Consider the following 18,557-nt stretch of genomic DNA (forward strand, 5'->3'; position numbering starts at 1 on the left):
GCCTTGATTTTCAAGGGCATCTGAGGAACTTTAGCGCTGCAATCAGGAGTTCCTATGGTCGCCCTTCCAGAAGCAGAGCGTGTGCCGCTTATTGAGGCCCGCAACATCTCAGTCAGCAAGCAAGGTCGCCAGCTGTTCCACCACTTCTCCTTCACTCTTTATGAAGGTGACAAACTGTGCCTGAGTGCCCCATCAGGCCGCGGCAAAACCGTTCTGCTACGCATACTGGCCGGGTTGGACAAGCCAGACAGCGGTGAACTGCTCTTCAAGGGCAAAGCCTTCACAGCAGGAGGCCGGGCAGACCTGCACAAGCATCTCAACTGGTTGCCACAACGTGTCAGCCTGCTGGAAGACACCATTCGTGGCGCCCTCCTCGCTCCGTTTGAGCTGCACGCAAACCAGAAGCTTAAGCCAACTGATGCTGCAATGCTGGAGACACTCTCTAAAGCAGGCCTGCCAAACAGTGCGCTGGATCAGGCCACCACCAGCCTCTCCGGTGGAGAACGCCAACGCCTCACCCTCGCCCGTGCCTTGCTGTTGGAACGCCCCCTCTGGATCACGGATGAACCAACCGCCGCGCTCGACAAAGCCCACGCCCTCGCCTGCGCCAAACTGCTTCTGGAACAGGCTGAAACCTTGCTCGTCGTGACACACGATGCCCATCTGCAAGGCGAGATAGATCAAGTCATAACGCTTCCTGAACCAGACCACATTGGCACAGAGGGGAGCTCCCAATGACCTCAACTGTTGCTTGGAGTGATCTGGCGTTTTTCTACTTTATCGCGATCATCCCGCTGTCCCTGCTCTGGTCCATGGGCCTCAAAGACCTCTCCAGAGATCTGGCCATATCCATCGTCCGCATGAGCATCCAGTTGCTGGTGATCGGCTTTTACCTGCAAACCGTCTTTGATCTGGACAATCTCGCTCTCAACATTCTCTGGCTGGTCGCCATGGCACTGATTGCCGCCATCACCTCGGCAGGGCGAGCCGAGATGCCACGGCTCAAGTCTGCCATACCGCTCACCTCAGCCATTCTCATCGCCATGTTACCAGTACTGCTGATGTTCATCGTCGTGCTCAGCCGCCCGGTGCCATGGTATTCCGCGCAGATCACCATTCCCATCGCGGGCATGTTGCTCGGCAACGCACTGGGTTCACTGGTCATTGCCCTGCGCCGCTTCAACTTAAGAACACCGGAAGATCGGGAGCATATCGAACTTCTCACCACCATGGGCGCTACCAAGCTGGAAGCCCGCCGAACGCTCGTCAAAGCTTCCTTGCGTGCAGCCGCCTCCCCCGTCATCGCCAGCATGGCAACACTGGGGCTAGTCTCCCTGCCCGGCATGATGACAGGTCAGATCCTCGGCGGTTTCAATCCAATCGAAGCCGTCCAGTACCAGATCGCCATCATGCTCGGCATCTCCGCCTCCCAAACCCTCTCCATCATCTTAGCCCTCCGCTTCACCATCTACATGGAAGCGGAGTATGAGTAAGGCTTGGATCTAGAAAAACTCATCAAGGGTCGTGAAGAAGGTGGCACGTTTCTTATCGAACTGCTCGATCCCGTAACACTTCAGAAAATGCTCTACTGCTGCATCGTCATGATTGTAGCGAATACTGCGCACGGCCAATGCTAGATCCTGATAGCGATCCGCCAAACCCACGCGACTGCAATCCAGATACCCTGAGAAATCACCCGCTGTCGCCATGAAGTTCGGCAAGCAAGCGTCTCCATGACAAAGCACTTTCTCATGGACCTCTGGAATGTTAGCAGTCAAATAAGAAAAGAGCTTTTGAGCAGGCTCACCTTGCCACTCAGGGTCAAAATCATCTTCGTTCACCAACCCCGCTTTCATGCGTGCTTCCGCTTCACGCAAGCCAAGTTCAACGGTTTGATCGTAAGGACAACCTTCCCAATCAAGAGTATGCAGGTGGCGAAGCGCGTCCGCGAGGATCTCCACCTGCTGGAGTGGTAGCAACTCTGGATCAGAAACCAGATCCGTTCCACTCAGTGCAGTCAGCAGCAGCCACTGTCGACCTTCATACTGCTCAAACCACTGCACTTCAGGGCACAGCACGCCGCGCTCAGTCAACCACTCCAACCGCTTGGCTTCATCACTTAGCTCGGCGAACGGACCATCCTGCTCAACTTTAAGAACAAGCTTGAGGTCACCATTCTGGGTAAGCATGAAGATATCGGAGGCTGAACGGCCCATACTGTCTTTATGCCAGTCGTAGGAGCGCAGCCTGCATTGGATTTCAGGTGGAAAATTTAAATTATGCATCAGATAAATAGTTCAATCAGTCAATGCTGATCAAGCTATCCCAGATCCGATAGCTATACCAGCTCTTCCTGGCCCATCAGGCGTTTGGCGGCAGCACGGGCTTCTTCGGTGATGGTGGAACCGGCCAGCATACGGGCGATTTCCTCGTGACGATCTTCCTGCGCGATCTCGGTCACGCGGGTTGCCACGCGGTCTTTCTCCACCTCGTCCTTGCGGATCAGGAAGTGACCGTTTGCACGCGCAGCCACCTGCGGGGCGTGAGTGACTGTCAGCACCTGCACGCTATTGGCAAGACGCGCCAATCGCACACCAATCGCCTCAGCAACAGCACCGCCAACACCTGTATCGATCTCATCGAACACCAGCGTCGGAGAAGAGCCTTTATCCGCCAGCGACACCTTCAGAGCCAACAGGAAGCGGGAGAGTTCACCACCAGACGCCACCTTAAACATCGGCCCCGGACGGGTGCCCGGGTTGGTCTGTGCCCAGAACTCAACGGTATCGATACCGGAGGAGCCACGCTGCTCTTCATCGCTCTCAATGTCTATGATAAACCGCGCCCGTTCCAACTTCAGAGCCGGAAGCTCTGCATGGACCGCATCTTCAAGCGCCTTGGCCGTCTTCTGACGCTTCTTTGAAAGCGCAGCGGCCAGTTTGTCATAGGTCTGCTTGGCAGCCTCTACAGCGCTCTCAAGCGCCTGCAATTTCTCTTCGCCTGCGTCCAGATCAGAAAGGTCACCTTCCATCTGCTCACGCAGTTTGCCCAGCTCATCCGGCTGAACGGAATACTTCCGGGCCGCCGCCCGCAACGCGAACAGACGCTCTTCAGTCTGCTCCAGCTCCTGCGGGTCAAAATCTGTATCACGCAGCGCCTGTTCAAGGCCGCTCCGCGCTTCTTCCAGCTGATCCAGAGATCCGCCAATTGCCTCAACCACACTGGTCAGATAGTTCGGCGCCAGATCCACCTTGCGCTCAAGACGGCGCAGCAGACTGGAAAGCTCAGGGATTGGAGAGGCAGGTCCATCCAGCGCCTCATACCCTTCGCGCAGATCACCGGCGATCTTCTCCACCTGCATCATGTCCTGACGACGCAGAGCGAGCTCGTTCTCTTCCCCTTCTTTCGGGTCAAGCGTGCTCAGCTCATCCGCACTGGAGCGCAAGTAATCCGCCTCACGGCGCGCTTCTTCAATGCGGGCAACATGATCCTTCAGGGTTTTCTCAGCTTTGCGAACGGCCTTCGCACTCATCGCGACCTTCGCAGCATCCCCTTCCAAACCACCAAAGCTGTCCAGCAGCTGGCGATGGCTTTCAGGATCAATCAGCGCACGGTCATCATGCTGACCATGAACCTCAACCAGCAGCGCCCCGATCTGCCGCAACAGGCCAGCGCTCACAGGTGAGTCATTCACAAACGCACGGGTACGACCATCCGACGCCTGCACGCGGCGCAAGATGATGTCGGCGTCATGTTCCAGATCATTTTCTTGAAGAAGTGTACGCAAAGGATGCGCCATTGGAACGTCAAAAACCGCAGTCACCTGACCGCGGTCTTCACCATGCCGAACCAGTCCGGCATCTCCTCGCCCACCAAGGGCGAGGCTCAAACTGTCAAGAAGAATAGACTTACCTGCACCGGTCTCACCCGTCAGAACACTCATTCCATCGCTGAAATGCAGGTCCAGCTTGTCAATGAGAACGATATCCCGAATAGAAAGCGATGCCAGCATGGTAGTCTACGTCACCCCGATTCCTTTAAAAGGCTTAGAGGATCTTCATATTCCCAAATGCGCGGCTAAGCCAGCTACCTTTGTTCTCACGAGGCTCAAGACCACCCTTTTTCAAAAGAGAATAGGCATCTTGGTACCACTGGCTCTGCGGGAAGTTGTGTCCAAGCACCGCTGCAGCTGTCTGCGCTTCGTTGGTCACACCCAGAGCGTAGTAGCTTTCAGTCAGGCGATACAGCGCTTCTTCAACGTGACGAGTGGTCTGGTAGTTGGTCACAACAACCTTGAAGCGGTTGATGGACGCCAGGTAGTTACGGCGCGCCAGATAGTAACGGCCAACTTCCATTTCCTTACCAGCCAGCTGGTCTTCCGTTGCGCGGATACGCTGACGAGCCTGCTTGGTGTATTCAGAATCTGGGTAACGCTGCACAACTTCACGCATGGCATCCAGCGCCTTGGCTGTCACAGCCTGGTCGCGACCTACGTCAGGGATCTGACGGAAGTAGGATTCACCAATGATGAAGAGCGCATATGCTGAATCCTTGTTACCAGGATAAAGCGTGGTAAAGCGTTCCGCAGCAGCAACCGCTTCAGGATACTTACCCATCTTGAAGTTCAGGTAAGCAATGTTGATGAGCGATTTACGCGCGAATTCGGAGTAAGGATAGACGCGATCAAGTTCATAGAACTTCTTCGCAGCACCACTGATATCGCCAGAAGCACGCAGAGCAAGAGCTTCGTTGAACATCACTTCCGCAGGAGTTTCATCCAGCGCAAGGTCGTCAACATCATCCTTGGTGGCACAGCCCGCAACAACGAGCGCCAACGCCAAAGAGGCATATCTAATCACTCTTTTGAGGCGATCGGCCCCCAAAGCATTCCCGGCAGCATCTGAACGCAGCAATGTCTCCGACTCCTATCGTGTTGGGATTCGGGTAAAATCCCTCCCAAGTTCACGCTTCTATCTCAATGTTTGGATAACGTCACGTAGTACCACAGCATTTGCCTCGAATTTATGTCGGAATAGAGGCAAAAACCGTTGAATAACTATTTTTGCCTTAGGAGACCTCAGGACCAAATGCAGCAGCCTGCAGCCCACCAATGAGCTCTGCATGGCCTTTTTCGCGTGCATAACGCTCTTCCAGAGCCACGTCTGCCTCAACAATCTCAAAGGCATCAGGGTTCTTGAACAGCTCCACGAGGATGCAGTGATTCATGCGGTGGCCGCCTTTATAAGAACGGTACTCACCCAGAATAGGCAGACCAGCCAGAGCCAGATCACCAATTGCATCAAGGCTTTTGTGACGTACAAATTCGTCAGTCCAGCGGGTGCCTTCAGGGTTCAGAACGCGATCACCGTCCAGAGCGACGGAGTTCTCAAGAGAAGAGCCCATAGCGAAGCCAAGCTTCCAGAGTTTCTCGACGTCCTGCACGCTACCAAAGGTACGGGCGCGGGAGATCTCATCACGGAAGAACTCAGGTGTCAGATCAAACTTAAGCTGCTGACGACCGATCTTTGCGTGATCGAAATCGATGGTGATGTCAAAGCGTGTGCCGTCAAACGGGTTGAGTTCACACCACTGATCACCAGAAACGTAACGGACTTTTTCTTTAACGCGGATGTAACGACGCTTTGCGCTCAGCGTTTTCAGGCCAACGCGGTCAATAGCTTCAACGAATGCTTCGGAGCTACCATCCATGATTGGCATCTCGGGTCCATCGATGTAAGCGGTCACATTATCAATGCCCATACCGCGCAGAGCAGCCATCAGGTGCTCAACGGTAGAGATGCCGCTGTCATGAGGATCACCGAGTACGGTGCACAAAGAGGTTGCAGTTACTTCTTTCCAGCTTGCTTCCGTCTCAACATACCCATCTTTGGTGCTGCGATGAAAAACAATACCGGAGTTTGCGTCTGCAGGGTGAAGGGTAATGGAAGCTGGACCGCCAGAGTGAACCCCAATTCCGTTCAAGGTTACACTGTCTGCAAGCGTTGTCTGTTTTTCGACACGCATTCCCATAATGTTCCAGCCTTTATCATTCCGCTCTAGGTACATACGAGACCTCATGAGCCACTACTTTCGAATACCCCCACCGGGTTGGCTGGAACATAGCCCCTGGGGCTTACCAAATAAAATAAAGCTTTATTACGGTTTGTAACGTCCTGAAAATTTTAGGTACATTTACCGACAATTTCGCTTAAAAACGCAAAGCAGCAATCCGGAAATCTCCGAATTGCTGCTCGAGAGGCGCGAGTTCTGTTGATAATCAGGTGGCTTGGCGGCGCAGGAACGCCGGGATTTCCAACTGATCGTCTTCCATCATCTGAGAGCGTGCTGCCGCAGGGCGTCCGCCAGCGTCCAGATTCCCGGTTGCACCGTGATTCTGAGGCTCGGCTGGACGAGGCGCTGCTGGCTGGCGTGGAGCCTCAGCGAACGCGTCTGTCTGCACTGGCTCATGGTGTTCCATGTGCTCATCTTCACGGCGGCCAAGACCACCAGTCAGACGGCGCAGAAGACCCATTGGGCGGCGCTCTTCTTCCATGTGATGCTCTTCATACTCTTCAGTGTGCTGAGCCATAGTTGCTGGCGCAGGCTGAGGAGTTGCAGTTGCCGGCTGTGGAGCAGGCGCTGCAGCAGGAGCATCTGTGCGCGCACGAATTTCGCGCTGCGCGATTGGAGGGAAATCTTCCACACGTGGCATACGCGACTGTGGCTCAGCTTTCTGAGCAACAGGTGGAATAAATGGTTCAGGGATGGTTGTTGGTTCTTCAACCACCTGAGTTGGCTCATCAAGAGCGTCATATTCCTGTACTGGCTCGTAGCGACGGGCCTGATAAGGAGCAATCTCAACTTCAGGGTCTGTTACAGCTGCAACAGGCTCAACTTCCATATGTGCGTCAACTGCGGCTGAGCCCATCGCGCGCATCGCACGAACTGGAGTCGGTGCAGGAGCTACTTCTACCGGCGCAGCTACCGCTGGACTGGGCGTAGACGTAGTAGCGCTCTGGAGTCGCTCTGTGAGTTCAGCCATACGAACCTCTGCAGGAGAGATATCTTCGCGCAGTTCCTTGTCGATGCCAGTAGCAACAACAGAAACGCGGATAATACCGTCCAGAGACTCGTCGAAGGTCGCACCAAGAATGATGTTCGCTTCTGGGTCCACTTCCTCGCGGATACGGGTCGCAGCTTCATCAACTTCAAACAGGGTCAGGTCGTTACCACCAGTAATGGAGATAAGCAGACCGCGAGCACCCTTCATGGAAGTCTCGTCCAGCAGCGGGTTCGCAATCGCAGCTTCAGCCGCCTGAATTGCGCGCTTCTCGCCGGAAGCTTCACCGGTACCCATCATCGCTTTACCCATGCCACGCATAATGGAGCGCACATCAGCAAAGTCGAGGTTGATGAGACCTTCTTTAACCATCAGGTCAGTGACGTTCGCAACGCCGGAATACAGCACCTGGTCAGCCATGGAGAAGGCATCAGCAAAGGTGGTCTGCGCATTGGCAATGCGGAACAGATTCTGGTTTGGAATAACAATAAGAGTGTCAACATTGCGCTGGAGCTCTTCAATGCCGGCTTCAGCAACGCGCATACGACGGGACCCTTCAAACTGGAAAGGTTTGGTAACCACACCTACCGTCAGTATACCCTGCTCACGCGCAGCACGAGCAACAACTGGCGCAGCACCAGTACCGGTGCCACCGCCCATACCCGCGGTGATGAACACCATGTGCGAGCCGGACAGATGATCGTTGATCTCGTCAATAACTTCTTCAGCAGCAGCTGCACCAACTTCAGGCTGGGAACCAGCGCCCAGACCTTCGGTAACAGCAACACCCATCTGAATCACGCGCTCTGCCTGGCAAAGAGCAAGCGCCTGCGCATCTGTGTTAGCAACAACGAAGTCGCAGCCTTGCAGACCGCTGGTGACCATGTTGTTTACGGCGTTTCCGCCACCGCCGCCAACACCGAATACGGTGATCCTGGGCTTCAATTCCTGAATATCAGGCATTTTCAGGTTGATTGTCATATTAACCTCGCGACCCTAATAACATGCCCGAACCGGGCATGTCGTTCTTCCTCTCGTGCGTCCGCCGCATCTGGCGAAACTCGTGATAGTGGGGGTTATGCGCTTCCCCACTAGAAACTTTCTCTAATCCACTGCCCAACCCGAGCCAGATAGCTCCCGCGGCCCGTAAGACCCCGGCGTTGGTGGCGTGGTTCGAATTGCTCGATCTGTGCCACCTGCGGATAAATCAGCAGGCCCACAGCTGCCGAGAATGCCGGACCCTTGGCTTCCTCTGGCAAACCGGAGATACCCAGCGGACGACCCAGACGCACACTGCGCCCAAGAATGCGTCGTGCGGTTTCAGAAAGACCAGTCAGCTGACTGCCCCCACCTGTCAGCACAACACGCTTGCCCACTCGGCCTGCGAAACCGGAAGCGACAATCCGGTCACGCACCATCTCCAATATTTCTTCAACACGCGGGCGAATAACCCGCGTCAGCATCGCTCGTGGAATCTGCGTTGGCAGATCACCATCCGTATCCACGGGCGGCACCTGAATAAAATCACGGTCGTCCACCACACTTGGCAGGGCCGAACCATGCAAAACCTTCAAACGCTCTGCAGCTTCCATCCGTGTGGAGAGCGCGCGCGCCACGTCCATGGTGACGTGATTACCGCCAACAGCCAGCGCATCCAGATGCACCATCTGACCGTCAACGAAGATAGAAAGCGTGGTGGTCCCACCACCCATATCAATGCAGGCAACACCCAGCTCGGTCTCATCTTCCACCAGCGTGGAAAGACCCGCCGCATAAGGCGTTGCAACCAGCGACTCCACCTGCAGGTGACCGCGTTCGATACAAAGCTCCAGATTACGCACGGGCGGCACTTCCGCAGAAACCACCTGCATATCCACGCCCAGCTTGCGGCCCATCATGCCGCGCGGATCGCGAATACCGCGGTTACCATCCAGCCCGTAGGAGATCGGCAGCGCATGCATCACCGCCCGCCCTTCGGTCGCTGTATGAGTAGAACCGGCAGCCAGCACACGCTGAATATCGGCTTCCGTGACACCTTCAGTTCCAAGCGGCACAGTGGCGGAGAAGATCTCACTCTGCAGACGACCGCAGCTCACAGTCACCAGCAGGGTTTCAACCATCACACCGGCCATACGCTCAGCCTGATCCACCGCACGGCGGATCGCCTGCTCGGCCTGATCCATGTCCACCACAACGCCAGACTTCATGCCCGCAGACGCCTGATAGCCGTAACCCAGCACTTCAACACCATGGGTACGGCCTGGCATCAGGTCTTCCTCATCACCAGGCACCAGTTTCGCGATAATGCAGCACACTTTCGTGGAGCCGACGTCCAGTACAGAAACCACAACAGATCTGCGGCTTGGCAGAGGCCGCATACGCGGCAGGAAGATCACGTTCTTATTCGAGCTCATGTGTCCCTCCCAGTGCTGGAGGGAGTGCCTCGTTGCTCAATGGTAGTCTGACGGCGAATGGCAGCATCATCGGAAAGACGCACCACCACACGATCCTGCAAACGCAGATCAACCGCGACGATATCGCGGGAGAGCAAACCACCCTGATCATCAAGCTTCTTCAGCTCAGCCAACGCGTCACCAACATCAAATTCAGGCAGACGCACCGTAATTCCGTTTTCCATGGCCAGATCCCAGCGGCGTTCGGAGCGCAGCTTTGCAGCGCGCACACGAGCACGAATGCCCGGGAACTTATCCAGCTCGCTCATGATCTCACCCGCACGCAGCTGCGCACCGTGATTGACCACGCGAAGCAAATTCGCATAACGGCCATCCACCTCATCGGTGATGACCTCGCCCTTCTTGGTGATGACGGAGGTAATGTTGCCCCGCTGCCAGAGCGCATAAGGCTCTTGCTCTTTGATCATCACACGCAGCGTGCCCGGATAGAACTTCTGGATCGACGCATTGCGGATCCAGGCAATGCCTTCCAGACGTTCTTTCGCTTCACTGGCATTGAACAGCATCAGAGAAGGACGTTCATGAAGTTCCAGCGCTTCCAGCACCTGAAATTCGGTGACGCGCTGCAAACCTTCCATTTTGATCTCGTTAACGGCAAAACCGGCGGCGGATGTAACTGATTCGCTCACTTCACGGGCGTGTCCGCCAAGGGTAATTCCATATCCGGCAGACAAAGCAAGGAAGCCAATGGCGCTCGCAGTTGGAGCCCACGACGGGATAAGTGCAAAAAATCCAGTGACCCCCCAAGCGGGTCTCTGGTGCAAACGCGATACGCCACGACTTCTGAAGCGATAGCTCCAGACGCCTGTGCGTTCCCGCAATGCATCAAATTTTGCCTTTATCTTCCGCAACTTGCGTCCTCCACGATCCAACTCACCAACTCTTGGAAATCATGTCCGGCGTGCGCCGCGATTTCCGGTAGAAGTGATGTTGGCGTCATGCCGGGTTGAGTGTTCACCTCAAGACAGATCAGTTCTCCTAGGCCACCGGGTCCTTCGTTAAAACGGAAGTCGGCGCGTGTAACGCCGCGACACCCCAGAGCCTGATGTGCCTTGAGACTTGATTTTTGTATTTCTTGGTAAACAGATGGTAAAATTTCCGCAGGAAGTATGTGTTGTGAACCGCCTGGGACGTATTTTGCATCATAATCGTAGTAAGCGTGCCCCAGCGGTACAATTTCTAGTACCCCTAACGCCACATCACCCATTACCGCACACGTCAACTCGCGGCCTGGGATGTAGCGCTCGACCATAAGCAACTCACCATACTCCCAATCGTCACGGGTCAATTCCTGCGGTGGGTACTCCTGCCCCTCCTTCACGATCAACACGCCGAAGGACGAGCCTTCATTGATTGGCTTAATCACATAAGGCGGTTCCATCACATGACGGCGCGCAGCATCCGCGCGGCTGACCACGAGGGAATTAGCAACCGGCACACCAGCCGCCTTCACCACGGCCTTTGCCTTTTCCTTGTGCATGGCAAGCGCAGAGGACATCACACCGGAATGGGTGTAAGGAATATCGAGCACCTCTAGGATACCCTGAATAGCCCCGTCTTCCCCAAACGGGCCATGCAACGCATTGAAGGCCACATCCGGCTTCAGGTCCTGAAGAACAGCAGAGATGTTGCGGTCAACATCCACACGGGTCACCTGATAACCAGCAGCTTCCAACGCATCCGCACAGTCTTTGCCTGAAGACAGAGAAACAGGGCGCTCAGCAACCCATCCACCCATCAAAACTGCAACATGCTTGGTCATCACAAAACCCAATCCTGATTAAAACGCCTAAAACAACACGTGAACGGAGTTAGTCCGCCTTACCCAAAAACGGCTCAATCGCCGCTCCGTCCACAAACGCCCCAAGGCGCTTGATTTCCCATTCCAGACGCGTCCCGGTCTTTGCCAATGCTTCAGACCGCACGGTCTCGCCAAGCATTTCCAAATCGTGAGCGGTAGCGTCTGCAACGTTCAACATAAAGTTGCAGTGTAATTCCGACATTTTTGCGCCGCCGATCTGCAATCCACGACATCCAGCTGCATCAACCACCTTCCAGGCACTGTTGCCCTCAGGGTTTTTGAAAGTAGAGCCGCCAGTTTTCTCGCGGATCGGCTGTGCTTTCTCACGATGCGCAACAACCTCAGCCATTTCCGCGCGGATCTCGTCTTCGCTCTGCGCAAAACCTTCAAACACCGCACTGGTAAAAATCAGGTCCTTGGAAGCTGAAGAATGGCGATAGGCATAGCCCATTTCCTCATTGGAAAGAGTGAGGATTTCGCCAGATCTTGTCACCGCGTTAACGTTAACAACCCGGTCCTTTGTCTCGGTGCCGTGAGCCCCTGCATTCATGCGCAGCGCTCCGCCGACAGCACCCGGAATACCGGTGTAGAATGCAAAACCACCTGTGCCAGTCTTCGCAGCTTCTTCCGCCAGCTTCTTGTCAGGAACAGACGCCCCTGCCCGCAGCTTATGGCCGCCCAGATACTCAACCTGACCAAATCCACGGATCGGCAGACGAATAACAACGCCCTCAATGCCACCATCACGCACCAGCAGATTGGACCCCAGCCCAACCACAGTCACAGGCACATCCTCAGGCAGCGCTTTCATGAACACAGCCAGATCAGCTTCATCCGCAGGCTGGAACATCAACTGAGCAGGCCCACCAACGCGGAACCACGTCACAGCAGACAGCAGCTGGTTCGGGATCAGACGACCACGAATGTCTTCAACAGCATCACCCAGCAGTGGCAGCAGATCAGGATAGCTTACGCTCGCGCTCATACAGTCTCTCCTTTTGGGGAGAGTGCTTCCAGCTCAACTGGCAGCTTGTAAGCCCACTGGGTGATGTTACCTGCACCAAGGCAGATCACCAGATCACCCGCCTCAGCCAACTCAGCAATCTTGCCAGCCAGCTCATCCGGGCCAGCAATGCTGTGAACCGAACGGTGACCACCAGCACGCAAACCAGAAATCAGGTCCGGCTGGTCAGCCCCTTCAATCGGCTGCTCACCCGCAGCAAACACAGGCGTAATCACCACTTTGTCTGCATCGTTGAAGCAAGCGCAGAAATCTTCAAACAGGCTCTGCAAACGGGTGAAACGGTGTGGCTGCATCACAGCAATCACCTTACCCTCAGCCGCTTCACGCGCTGCATGCAGAACAGACTTAATCTCAACAGGATGGTGCGCGTAGTCATCAAAGAACTCAACACCATTCCACGAGCCAGTATGTGTGAAGCGACGCTTCACACCGCCAAAGCTCGCCAGACCCTTGCGGATATTCTCACCGGAGATGCCCAGAGAATGCGCCAGCGCAATCGCAGCGGTCGCATTGGAAACGTTATGCAGACCCGGCATTGGCAACACCAGATCCTTCAGCTCAATCACCTTGTCTCCACGGCGATCATGAATGCTCACGGAGAAGATGGACTTGCCGCCCTTGGTGGAAACATCCGTAAAGCGAACATCAGCCTGTGGGTTGGTGCCGTAGGTGATGATGCGGCGATCTTCAATCTGTCCAACAAGACTCTGCACCTCAGGGTGATCCAGACACATCACTGCAAAACCATAGAACGGCACGTTCTCAACAAACTGCGCAAACGCAGCACGAACCCCATCAAAATCACCGTAGTGATCAAGGTGCTCAGGATCGATATTGGTCACAACAGCAATATCAGCAGGAAGCTTGACGAACGTCCCGTCGGACTCGTCCGCCTCAACCACCATCCAGTCCCCTTCACCCATGCGAGCGTTGGTGCCGTAGGCGTTGATGATACCACCGTTGATAACAGTCGGGTCCATGTGGCCAGCATCCAGCAGCGCCGCAACCATGGAGGTTGTCGTCGTCTTGCCGTGCGTGCCGCCAATGGCAATCGCCTGCTTAAAGCGCATCAGCTCTGCCAGCATTTCTGCGCGGCGCACAACAGGCATGTTGTTTTCACGCGCAGCCTTCAGCTCAACATTGCTGCCTTTAATCGCAGAAGAGATCACGCAGACATCAGCACCTTCAAGGTTCTCGGCAGCATGCCCCACCATCACCTTGATGCCCTTTTCACGCAAACGCAGAACGTTCGCATTCTCAGACATGTCAGAGCCTTGCACACGGTAGCCAAGATTATGCAGAACCTCTGCAATACCGCTCATTCCGATGCCGCCGATACCGACGAAGTGTACTCCCCCAATGTCTACTGGCATTTTCATGAGGTAATCTCTTTCTGTTCAGTTGCCGGTGCAGCACCAACAAGTGTTTCGGTCAGATCCGCAAGGCGCTGTACAGCTTCCGGCGCGCCCTGCGCCTGTGCTGCCTGTGCTGCCTGTGCAAGACGGCCCGGATTATCCATGAGTTCTTTCAGCTCACGGGCCAGTCGTTGCGGATCAAGTTCTTTTTGTGGGATCGGCCATGCGCCACCTGCCTCAGCAAGCACATTCGCATTCAGGCCCTGATCGTTATCAAGGGCACCTGGAAGAGGTACCAAAATAGAAGGACGCCCAATCGCTGCCAGCTCACACACCGTACCAGCGCCGGAACGGCTGATAACCAGATGCGCCGCCGCAATGCGCTCAGGCAAATCTGTAAAGAAGGAGGCCACCTGCGCTGCAACACCCATCTCACGATAGGAAGCTTCAAGGCCTTCCAGATCTTCAGGTCGCGCCTGCTGCACAATCACCAGCCGCTCGCGATCTTCAGGCGCCATCTGCTTCAGCGCCTCCGGCAGAACCTGAGAAAACACACGTGCACCTTGAGAACCACCAAACACCAGCAGATGGAACGCTCCACCTTCTTCCGGTGCATTGTAGGTCTGACCGCACACGGCAATCACATTATCGCGCAGCGGGTTGCCGGTCATGGTTGCCTTGGCAGCCAGATCAGCAGGCAGTGTTTTAAGCGGAAAACTGGTCGCAACAGCACTTGCCCCTTTGGCAAGCATACGGTTCGCCCGGCCCATCACCGCATTGGCTTCATGCAGAATGGATGGAATACCCAGAAGGCGGCCAGCAAACATAGGCGGAAATGTCGGATACCCGCCAAAGCCAACAATCGCAGCAGGCTTGGCCACGCGGATTGCTTTCATCGCCTGCAAAGTACCCAGACCCAGCTTGATCGCAGTTTTTGCAAGAGAGATCGGGTTCTTGCCACGAATGGTATCACTCTTGACCAGATGCACCTTGTCCGCCGGAAACGCACTACCATACTTGTCAGCACGGCTATCTGTGATCAGCTCAACACCATACCCACGGCGCGTCAGCTCACTGGCCAGCGCTTGCGCAGGAAACAGGTGACCACCCGTTCCTCCAGCAGTGAGCATAATCTTCGGCTTCATTTCACTCTCCGACACAAACAAAACTCTCTAAGCGTGCTGCAAAGGTGCAGCGCGGGTAACAGTGATAATCGGGTTCTTACGCGGCTGCGGTCGCTTCCGCGTCAACGCCAGCACAAACCCCATCGTCAGGGAAATCGCCATAAGGGAAGACACACCGGACGAAATCAGCGGCAGTGTCATACCCTTGGATGGCATAAGGTTCAGGTTCACAGCCATGTTGATGCAGCTTTGTAGGCCAAACATCACGATCAGACCGGAAGAGGCCAGACGGCCAAATGGATCCTGATCCTGCATCGCCATGTAAAGACCGCGCAGCACAACAAACGCAAACACAGTCACAAGCACCACACACACGATGATGCCGTATTCTTCTGCCGCAACAGCAAAGATAAAGTCCGTATGACTATCAGGCAGAATACGCTTCACGGTGCCTTCACCCACACCACGACCAAGCCAACCGCCCGCAATGAAAGAGTCGATTGCTTTATCAATTTGGTAGGTGTCACCGGAAGCAGGATCAAGGAAGCGCATGATACGCCCGCGCACGTGCGGCAGATACGTAAAGCCAGCCGCCACGCCAAGAATGCCCATGACGCCAAGCGGCACAATCGCCAGCCATGACAGCCCGTTCAGGAAGAACAGCGCAAATAGCACGATCGTCAGCAGCATGGTCTGACCAAAGTCGGGCTGCGCAATCAGCATGGCCGCCACAATACCGAACAGAATAATGGAGATCAGCTGACCCGGCACATCCTGCGCCTTGCGTCCTTCAGAAAGCAGAAACGCCACGATCACAACAAGCGCTGGCTTGATGAACTCGGAAGGCTGAATGGAAACACCAAACAGGCTCACCCAGCGCCGTGCGCCTTTAATGTCCGTCCCGAAGAACAGTGTCCCCAGCAGCAGCACAAGCATGCCGCAGAACACCAGCAAAGCCACCCGCCGCACATAGCGCGGAGACAGTGCCGAAACGCCCAGCATCAATGCAGCGCTTGGAACAAGGAAGATGGCCTGCTTCTTCACAAAGTAGAAGCTCTCAAGCCCGATACGCTCAGCAACAGGAGGGCTGGCCGCAAGTGACAACACCAGACCGGACACCATCAGCGTGAAGATGCCAATCAGCATGTAGCGGTCGATCGTCCAAAGCCATTCTGCAAACGCACTGCGATCCGTACGTGAAACCATCAGCGTGCCCCCTCACCATTCAGCATTTGGGCAGCAGCAACAGCCGCGCTCTCAAATGCATCCCCGCGAACTTCGAAGCTCTTGAACTGGTCAAAGGACGCACAAGCCGGAGACAGCAGAACCACTGCCTCTTTGCTCTTGTCACGCGCCGCATCACGCGCTGCCGCTTCAACAGCCATATCCAGACTGCCGAACTTGTGTGCCTCAACTGAGCCGCTTAGTTCCTGCTCAAACTCTTCCGCCGCTTCACCGATTAGGTACGCTTTAACAATCTTCGGGAAGTAAGCCTTCAGGGATGAAATACCGCCCGCCTTTGGACGGCCACCCGCAATCCAATAAATCCGATCAAACGCAGCCAGCGCATGCGCCGCCGCTTCAGCATTGGTTGCCTTGCTGTCGTTCACAAACAGAACCTTGCCCGCTTCAGCCACCAGCTTTAGCCGGTGCGCAAGACCCGGGAACGTTGCCAAAGCACCGGCAATCTCATCCAGCTCCAGCCCAAGCGCTGCACAAACAGCAACCGCTGCCGATGCGTTCTGTCCATTGTGAGAGCCACGCAAAGTGTTGGAGGAAGACAGGTCAGCAGCAACCACCTGCTCTTCATCAAAAACTTCAATGACCTTGCCATCTGCGGCATAAACACCAAACTCAACCGGTTCGTGACAGGAGATCAACTCAATCGGCTCACCACTTTCCGCCCGGCGCTGCGCAATGGCCGCACTAAACTCATCATCCACGCCCACAACAGCCAGACGCGCCGCCTTCACAAGACGTTCCTTGATGGAAGCGTAATTCTCCATGTTCCCATGCCGGTCCAGATGATCTGGCGACAGGTTCATCATCACCCCGATATCGGGCGCAAGGCTTGGCGCAAGATCGATCTGGTAGGAGGAGACCTCAACCACATAGACGCGATCTTCAGAAAAACCTTCAAGGTCCAGCACAGGGCGACCAATATTGCCGCCCATCTGAACATCCATGCCGCATTCTTTAAGGACATGCGAGATCAGCGCCGTGGTCGTGGATTTTCCGTTGGTGCCAGTGATTGCAACAAACGGCGCTTCCGGACAAACCGCCTCGCGCTCATTTACGAACAGCTCCACATCCCCAATCACCGGAATGCCAGCTTCCTTAGCCCGCACTACACTCCAGTGCGGTGTCGGATGAGTCAGCGGCACACCCGGCGCAACGACCAGCGCTGCATAACGGGTCATGTCCACATCGCGCAGATCAATCGCAGCAAGCCCCTGCTCTTCAGCAGCGGCGACACTCGCTTCGTTATCGTCCCAGACATCAACACGAGCCCCACCAGCCTCAAGCGCGCGCGCAGTCACGAGCCCGGAACCACCGAGCCCAAACAACGCAACTTCTTTACCTGCAAGATGACGGATAGGGATCATGTGCTCAGCCTCCTAGCGCAGCTTCAGTGTTGCGAGGCCGATCAGTGCCAGAACAACAGCAATGATCCAGAAACGAATAACTACCTGGCTCTCGGTCCAACCCAGATGCTCAAAGTGGTGGTGAATTGGCGCCATGCGGAACACACGCTTGCCAGTCAGCTTGAATGAAGCAACCTGCACAATCACAGAGACAGCTTCCAGAACGAAAAGACCACCGATGATCGCCAGAACGATCTCATGCTTGGTCGCAACCGCAATCGCACCCAGCATACCGCCCAAAGCAAGAGACCCGGTATCACCCATAAAGATCGCAGCAGGCGGTGCGTTGAACCACAGGAACCCAAGACCTGCACCAATCACTGCACCACACACAACGGCAAGCTCACCAGTGCCCGCCACATGGTGGATCTGCAGATAGTTGGAGAACACAGCATTACCGGTGAGATAAGCCACCAGACCAAAAGCGGCAGCAGCAATCATCACCGGAACAATCGCAAGACCATCCAGACCATCAGTCAGGTTCACCGCATTACCCGCGCCAACAACAACAAAGGCAGCGAATGGGATGAAGAACAGACCGAGGTTCAGCGTCAACTCTTTAAAGAAAGGAAAGCCGATGCTGGTGGAAAATGGCTCAGAATCTAAAAGCGTCACCGCAAACGCAGCAAGACCTGCAATCAGAAACTCCAGACCCAAACGTGCTTTACCACCAAAGCCTTTGTGCGAAGACTTGGTGACTTTCAAGTAGTCATCATAAAAACCGATCAGGCCGAACCCAACAGTCACACCCAGAACAATCCAGGTGTAAGGGTTGCGAAGGTCAGCCCACAAAAGCGTCGCCACAATCATCCCGGAAAGGATCATCAGGCCGCCCATGGTTGGCGTGCCTTTTTTGGTCAGCAGATGGCTCTGAGGTCCGTCTTCACGAATTGGCTGTCCATGCCCCTGACGCGAACGCAACGCATCAATGATGCGCGGGCCAAACAGGAACACAAACAGCAAAGCAGTCATAATCGCGCCGCCGGTACGGAACGTAATGTATTTAAAAACATTCAGCGCAGACAGGGAAGGATAAACCTCTGAAAGCTCCGCCAGCAAATATAGCATTTAGTC

The 18,557-nt window shown here is 55.2% G+C and carries 16 protein-coding genes; 2 read left to right on the forward strand and 14 right to left on the reverse strand.

Annotation, left to right across the window (positions count from 1 at the left end):
• Positions 1 to 54: 54 nt before the first annotated feature.
• Together PSE_RS20780 and PSE_RS20785 are read left to right on the forward strand one after the other, a co-directional pair.
• Entirely contained in the window at positions 55 to 738 is a 684-nt protein-coding gene (locus PSE_RS20780; protein WP_014286606.1) for an ATP-binding cassette domain-containing protein, read from the forward strand.
• Positions 735 to 1,493, forward strand: coding sequence for an ABC transporter permease (locus PSE_RS20785; protein ID WP_014286607.1), 759 nt, complete (start codon positions 735 to 737; stop codon positions 1,491 to 1,493). The genes PSE_RS20780 and PSE_RS20785 overlap by 4 nt, the downstream gene beginning before the upstream one ends.
• A 9-nt stretch (positions 1,494 to 1,502) precedes the next feature.
• Here the strand turns inward: PSE_RS20785 and PSE_RS20790 are convergent, their stop codons facing one another.
• The 14 genes from PSE_RS20790 to mraY all read right to left on the reverse strand — a co-directional run bounded on the left by PSE_RS20790 (position 1,503) and on the right by mraY (position 18,551).
• Positions 1,503 to 2,285 (reverse strand): APH(3') family aminoglycoside O-phosphotransferase, encoded by a 783-nt coding sequence (locus tag PSE_RS20790; RefSeq protein ID WP_014286608.1) that lies wholly within the window; start codon positions 2,283 to 2,285, stop codon positions 1,503 to 1,505.
• 53 nt (positions 2,286 to 2,338) lie between these two features.
• Positions 2,339 to 4,012: a DNA repair protein RecN gene (gene recN, locus PSE_RS20795; RefSeq protein WP_014286609.1), complete on the reverse strand. Its 1,674-nt coding sequence runs from the start codon at positions 4,010 to 4,012 to the stop codon at positions 2,339 to 2,341.
• A 34-nt stretch (positions 4,013 to 4,046) separates the two neighbouring features.
• Complete coding sequence (locus PSE_RS20800) at positions 4,047 to 4,913, reverse strand: outer membrane protein assembly factor BamD (RefSeq protein WP_008547487.1); 867 nt, start codon at positions 4,911 to 4,913, stop codon at positions 4,047 to 4,049.
• Positions 4,914 to 5,067: 154 nt separating this feature from the next.
• On the reverse strand, positions 5,068 to 6,030 hold the full coding sequence (gene lpxC, locus PSE_RS20805; RefSeq protein ID WP_008548064.1) for a UDP-3-O-acyl-N-acetylglucosamine deacetylase: 963 nt from the start codon (positions 6,028 to 6,030) through the stop codon (positions 5,068 to 5,070).
• Between the two features lie 247 nt (positions 6,031 to 6,277).
• Positions 6,278 to 8,041 carry a cell division protein FtsZ gene (ftsZ, locus tag PSE_RS20810; protein ID WP_014286611.1) on the reverse strand — a complete coding sequence of 588 codons (1,764 nt, stop codon included), beginning with the start codon at positions 8,039 to 8,041 and terminating at the stop codon, positions 6,278 to 6,280.
• 110 nt (positions 8,042 to 8,151) lie between these two features.
• Positions 8,152 to 9,474, reverse strand: coding sequence for a cell division protein FtsA (gene ftsA / locus PSE_RS20815; RefSeq protein WP_008547536.1), 1,323 nt, complete (start codon positions 9,472 to 9,474; stop codon positions 8,152 to 8,154).
• Entirely contained in the window at positions 9,471 to 10,385 is a 915-nt protein-coding gene (locus PSE_RS20820) for a cell division protein FtsQ/DivIB (RefSeq protein WP_208608806.1), read from the reverse strand. Before PSE_RS20820 ends, ftsA begins: the two co-directional genes overlap by 4 nt.
• Positions 10,373 to 11,299 carry a D-alanine--D-alanine ligase gene (locus PSE_RS20825; RefSeq protein ID WP_208998008.1) on the reverse strand — a complete coding sequence of 309 codons (927 nt, stop codon included), beginning with the start codon at positions 11,297 to 11,299 and terminating at the stop codon, positions 10,373 to 10,375. The genes PSE_RS20820 and PSE_RS20825 overlap by 13 nt, the downstream gene beginning before the upstream one ends.
• Before the next feature lie 46 nt (positions 11,300 to 11,345).
• Positions 11,346 to 12,320, reverse strand: a complete 975-nt coding sequence (gene murB, locus PSE_RS20830; protein WP_014286614.1) for a UDP-N-acetylmuramate dehydrogenase — start codon at positions 12,318 to 12,320, stop codon at positions 11,346 to 11,348.
• Entirely contained in the window at positions 12,317 to 13,738 is a 1,422-nt protein-coding gene (gene murC / locus PSE_RS20835; protein WP_014286615.1) for a UDP-N-acetylmuramate--L-alanine ligase, read from the reverse strand. Before murC ends, murB begins: the two co-directional genes overlap by 4 nt.
• On the reverse strand, positions 13,735 to 14,859 hold the full coding sequence (gene murG / locus PSE_RS20840; RefSeq protein ID WP_014286616.1) for an undecaprenyldiphospho-muramoylpentapeptide beta-N-acetylglucosaminyltransferase: 1,125 nt from the start codon (positions 14,857 to 14,859) through the stop codon (positions 13,735 to 13,737). Before murG ends, murC begins: the two co-directional genes overlap by 4 nt.
• A 27-nt stretch (positions 14,860 to 14,886) precedes the next feature.
• Positions 14,887 to 16,044, reverse strand: coding sequence for an FtsW/RodA/SpoVE family cell cycle protein (locus PSE_RS20845; RefSeq protein WP_008547934.1), 1,158 nt, complete (start codon positions 16,042 to 16,044; stop codon positions 14,887 to 14,889).
• On the reverse strand, positions 16,044 to 17,444 hold the full coding sequence (gene murD, locus PSE_RS20850) for a UDP-N-acetylmuramoyl-L-alanine--D-glutamate ligase (RefSeq protein ID WP_014286617.1): 1,401 nt from the start codon (positions 17,442 to 17,444) through the stop codon (positions 16,044 to 16,046). Before murD ends, PSE_RS20845 begins: the two co-directional genes overlap by 1 nt.
• A 12-nt stretch (positions 17,445 to 17,456) precedes the next feature.
• Positions 17,457 to 18,551, reverse strand: a complete 1,095-nt coding sequence (mraY, locus tag PSE_RS20855; protein WP_008548111.1) for a phospho-N-acetylmuramoyl-pentapeptide-transferase — start codon at positions 18,549 to 18,551, stop codon at positions 17,457 to 17,459.
• Between the last annotated feature and the right edge of the window lie 6 nt (positions 18,552 to 18,557).

This window comes from Pseudovibrio sp. FO-BEG1, from assembly GCF_000236645.1.
Lineage (GTDB): Bacteria > Pseudomonadota > Alphaproteobacteria > Rhizobiales > Stappiaceae > Pseudovibrio.

Coding starts and splice junctions, on each gene's coding strand:
- ftsA (WP_008547536.1), bottom strand. CDS start 9,474: ATGAGCTCGAATAAGAACGTGATCTTCCTGCCGCGTATGCGGCCTCTG.
- murG (WP_014286616.1), bottom strand. CDS start 14,859: ATGAAGCCGAAGATTATGCTCACTGCTGGAGGAACGGGTGGTCACCTG.
- PSE_RS20780 (WP_014286606.1), top strand. CDS start 55: ATGGTCGCCCTTCCAGAAGCAGAGCGTGTGCCGCTTATTGAGGCCCGC.
- murC (WP_014286615.1), bottom strand. CDS start 13,738: ATGAAAATGCCAGTAGACATTGGGGGAGTACACTTCGTCGGTATCGGC.
- PSE_RS20790 (WP_014286608.1), bottom strand. CDS start 2,285: ATGCATAATTTAAATTTTCCACCTGAAATCCAATGCAGGCTGCGCTCC.
- PSE_RS20845 (WP_008547934.1), bottom strand. CDS start 16,044: ATGGTTTCACGTACGGATCGCAGTGCGTTTGCAGAATGGCTTTGGACG.
- mraY (WP_008548111.1), bottom strand. CDS start 18,551: ATGCTATATTTGCTGGCGGAGCTTTCAGAGGTTTATCCTTCCCTGTCT.
- PSE_RS20785 (WP_014286607.1), top strand. CDS start 735: ATGACCTCAACTGTTGCTTGGAGTGATCTGGCGTTTTTCTACTTTATC.
- ftsZ (WP_014286611.1), bottom strand. CDS start 8,041: ATGACAATCAACCTGAAAATGCCTGATATTCAGGAATTGAAGCCCAGG.
- murB (WP_014286614.1), bottom strand. CDS start 12,320: ATGAGCGCGAGCGTAAGCTATCCTGATCTGCTGCCACTGCTGGGTGAT.
- murD (WP_014286617.1), bottom strand. CDS start 17,444: ATGATCCCTATCCGTCATCTTGCAGGTAAAGAAGTTGCGTTGTTTGGG.
- recN (WP_014286609.1), bottom strand. CDS start 4,012: ATGCTGGCATCGCTTTCTATTCGGGATATCGTTCTCATTGACAAGCTG.
- lpxC (WP_008548064.1), bottom strand. CDS start 6,030: ATGGGAATGCGTGTCGAAAAACAGACAACGCTTGCAGACAGTGTAACC.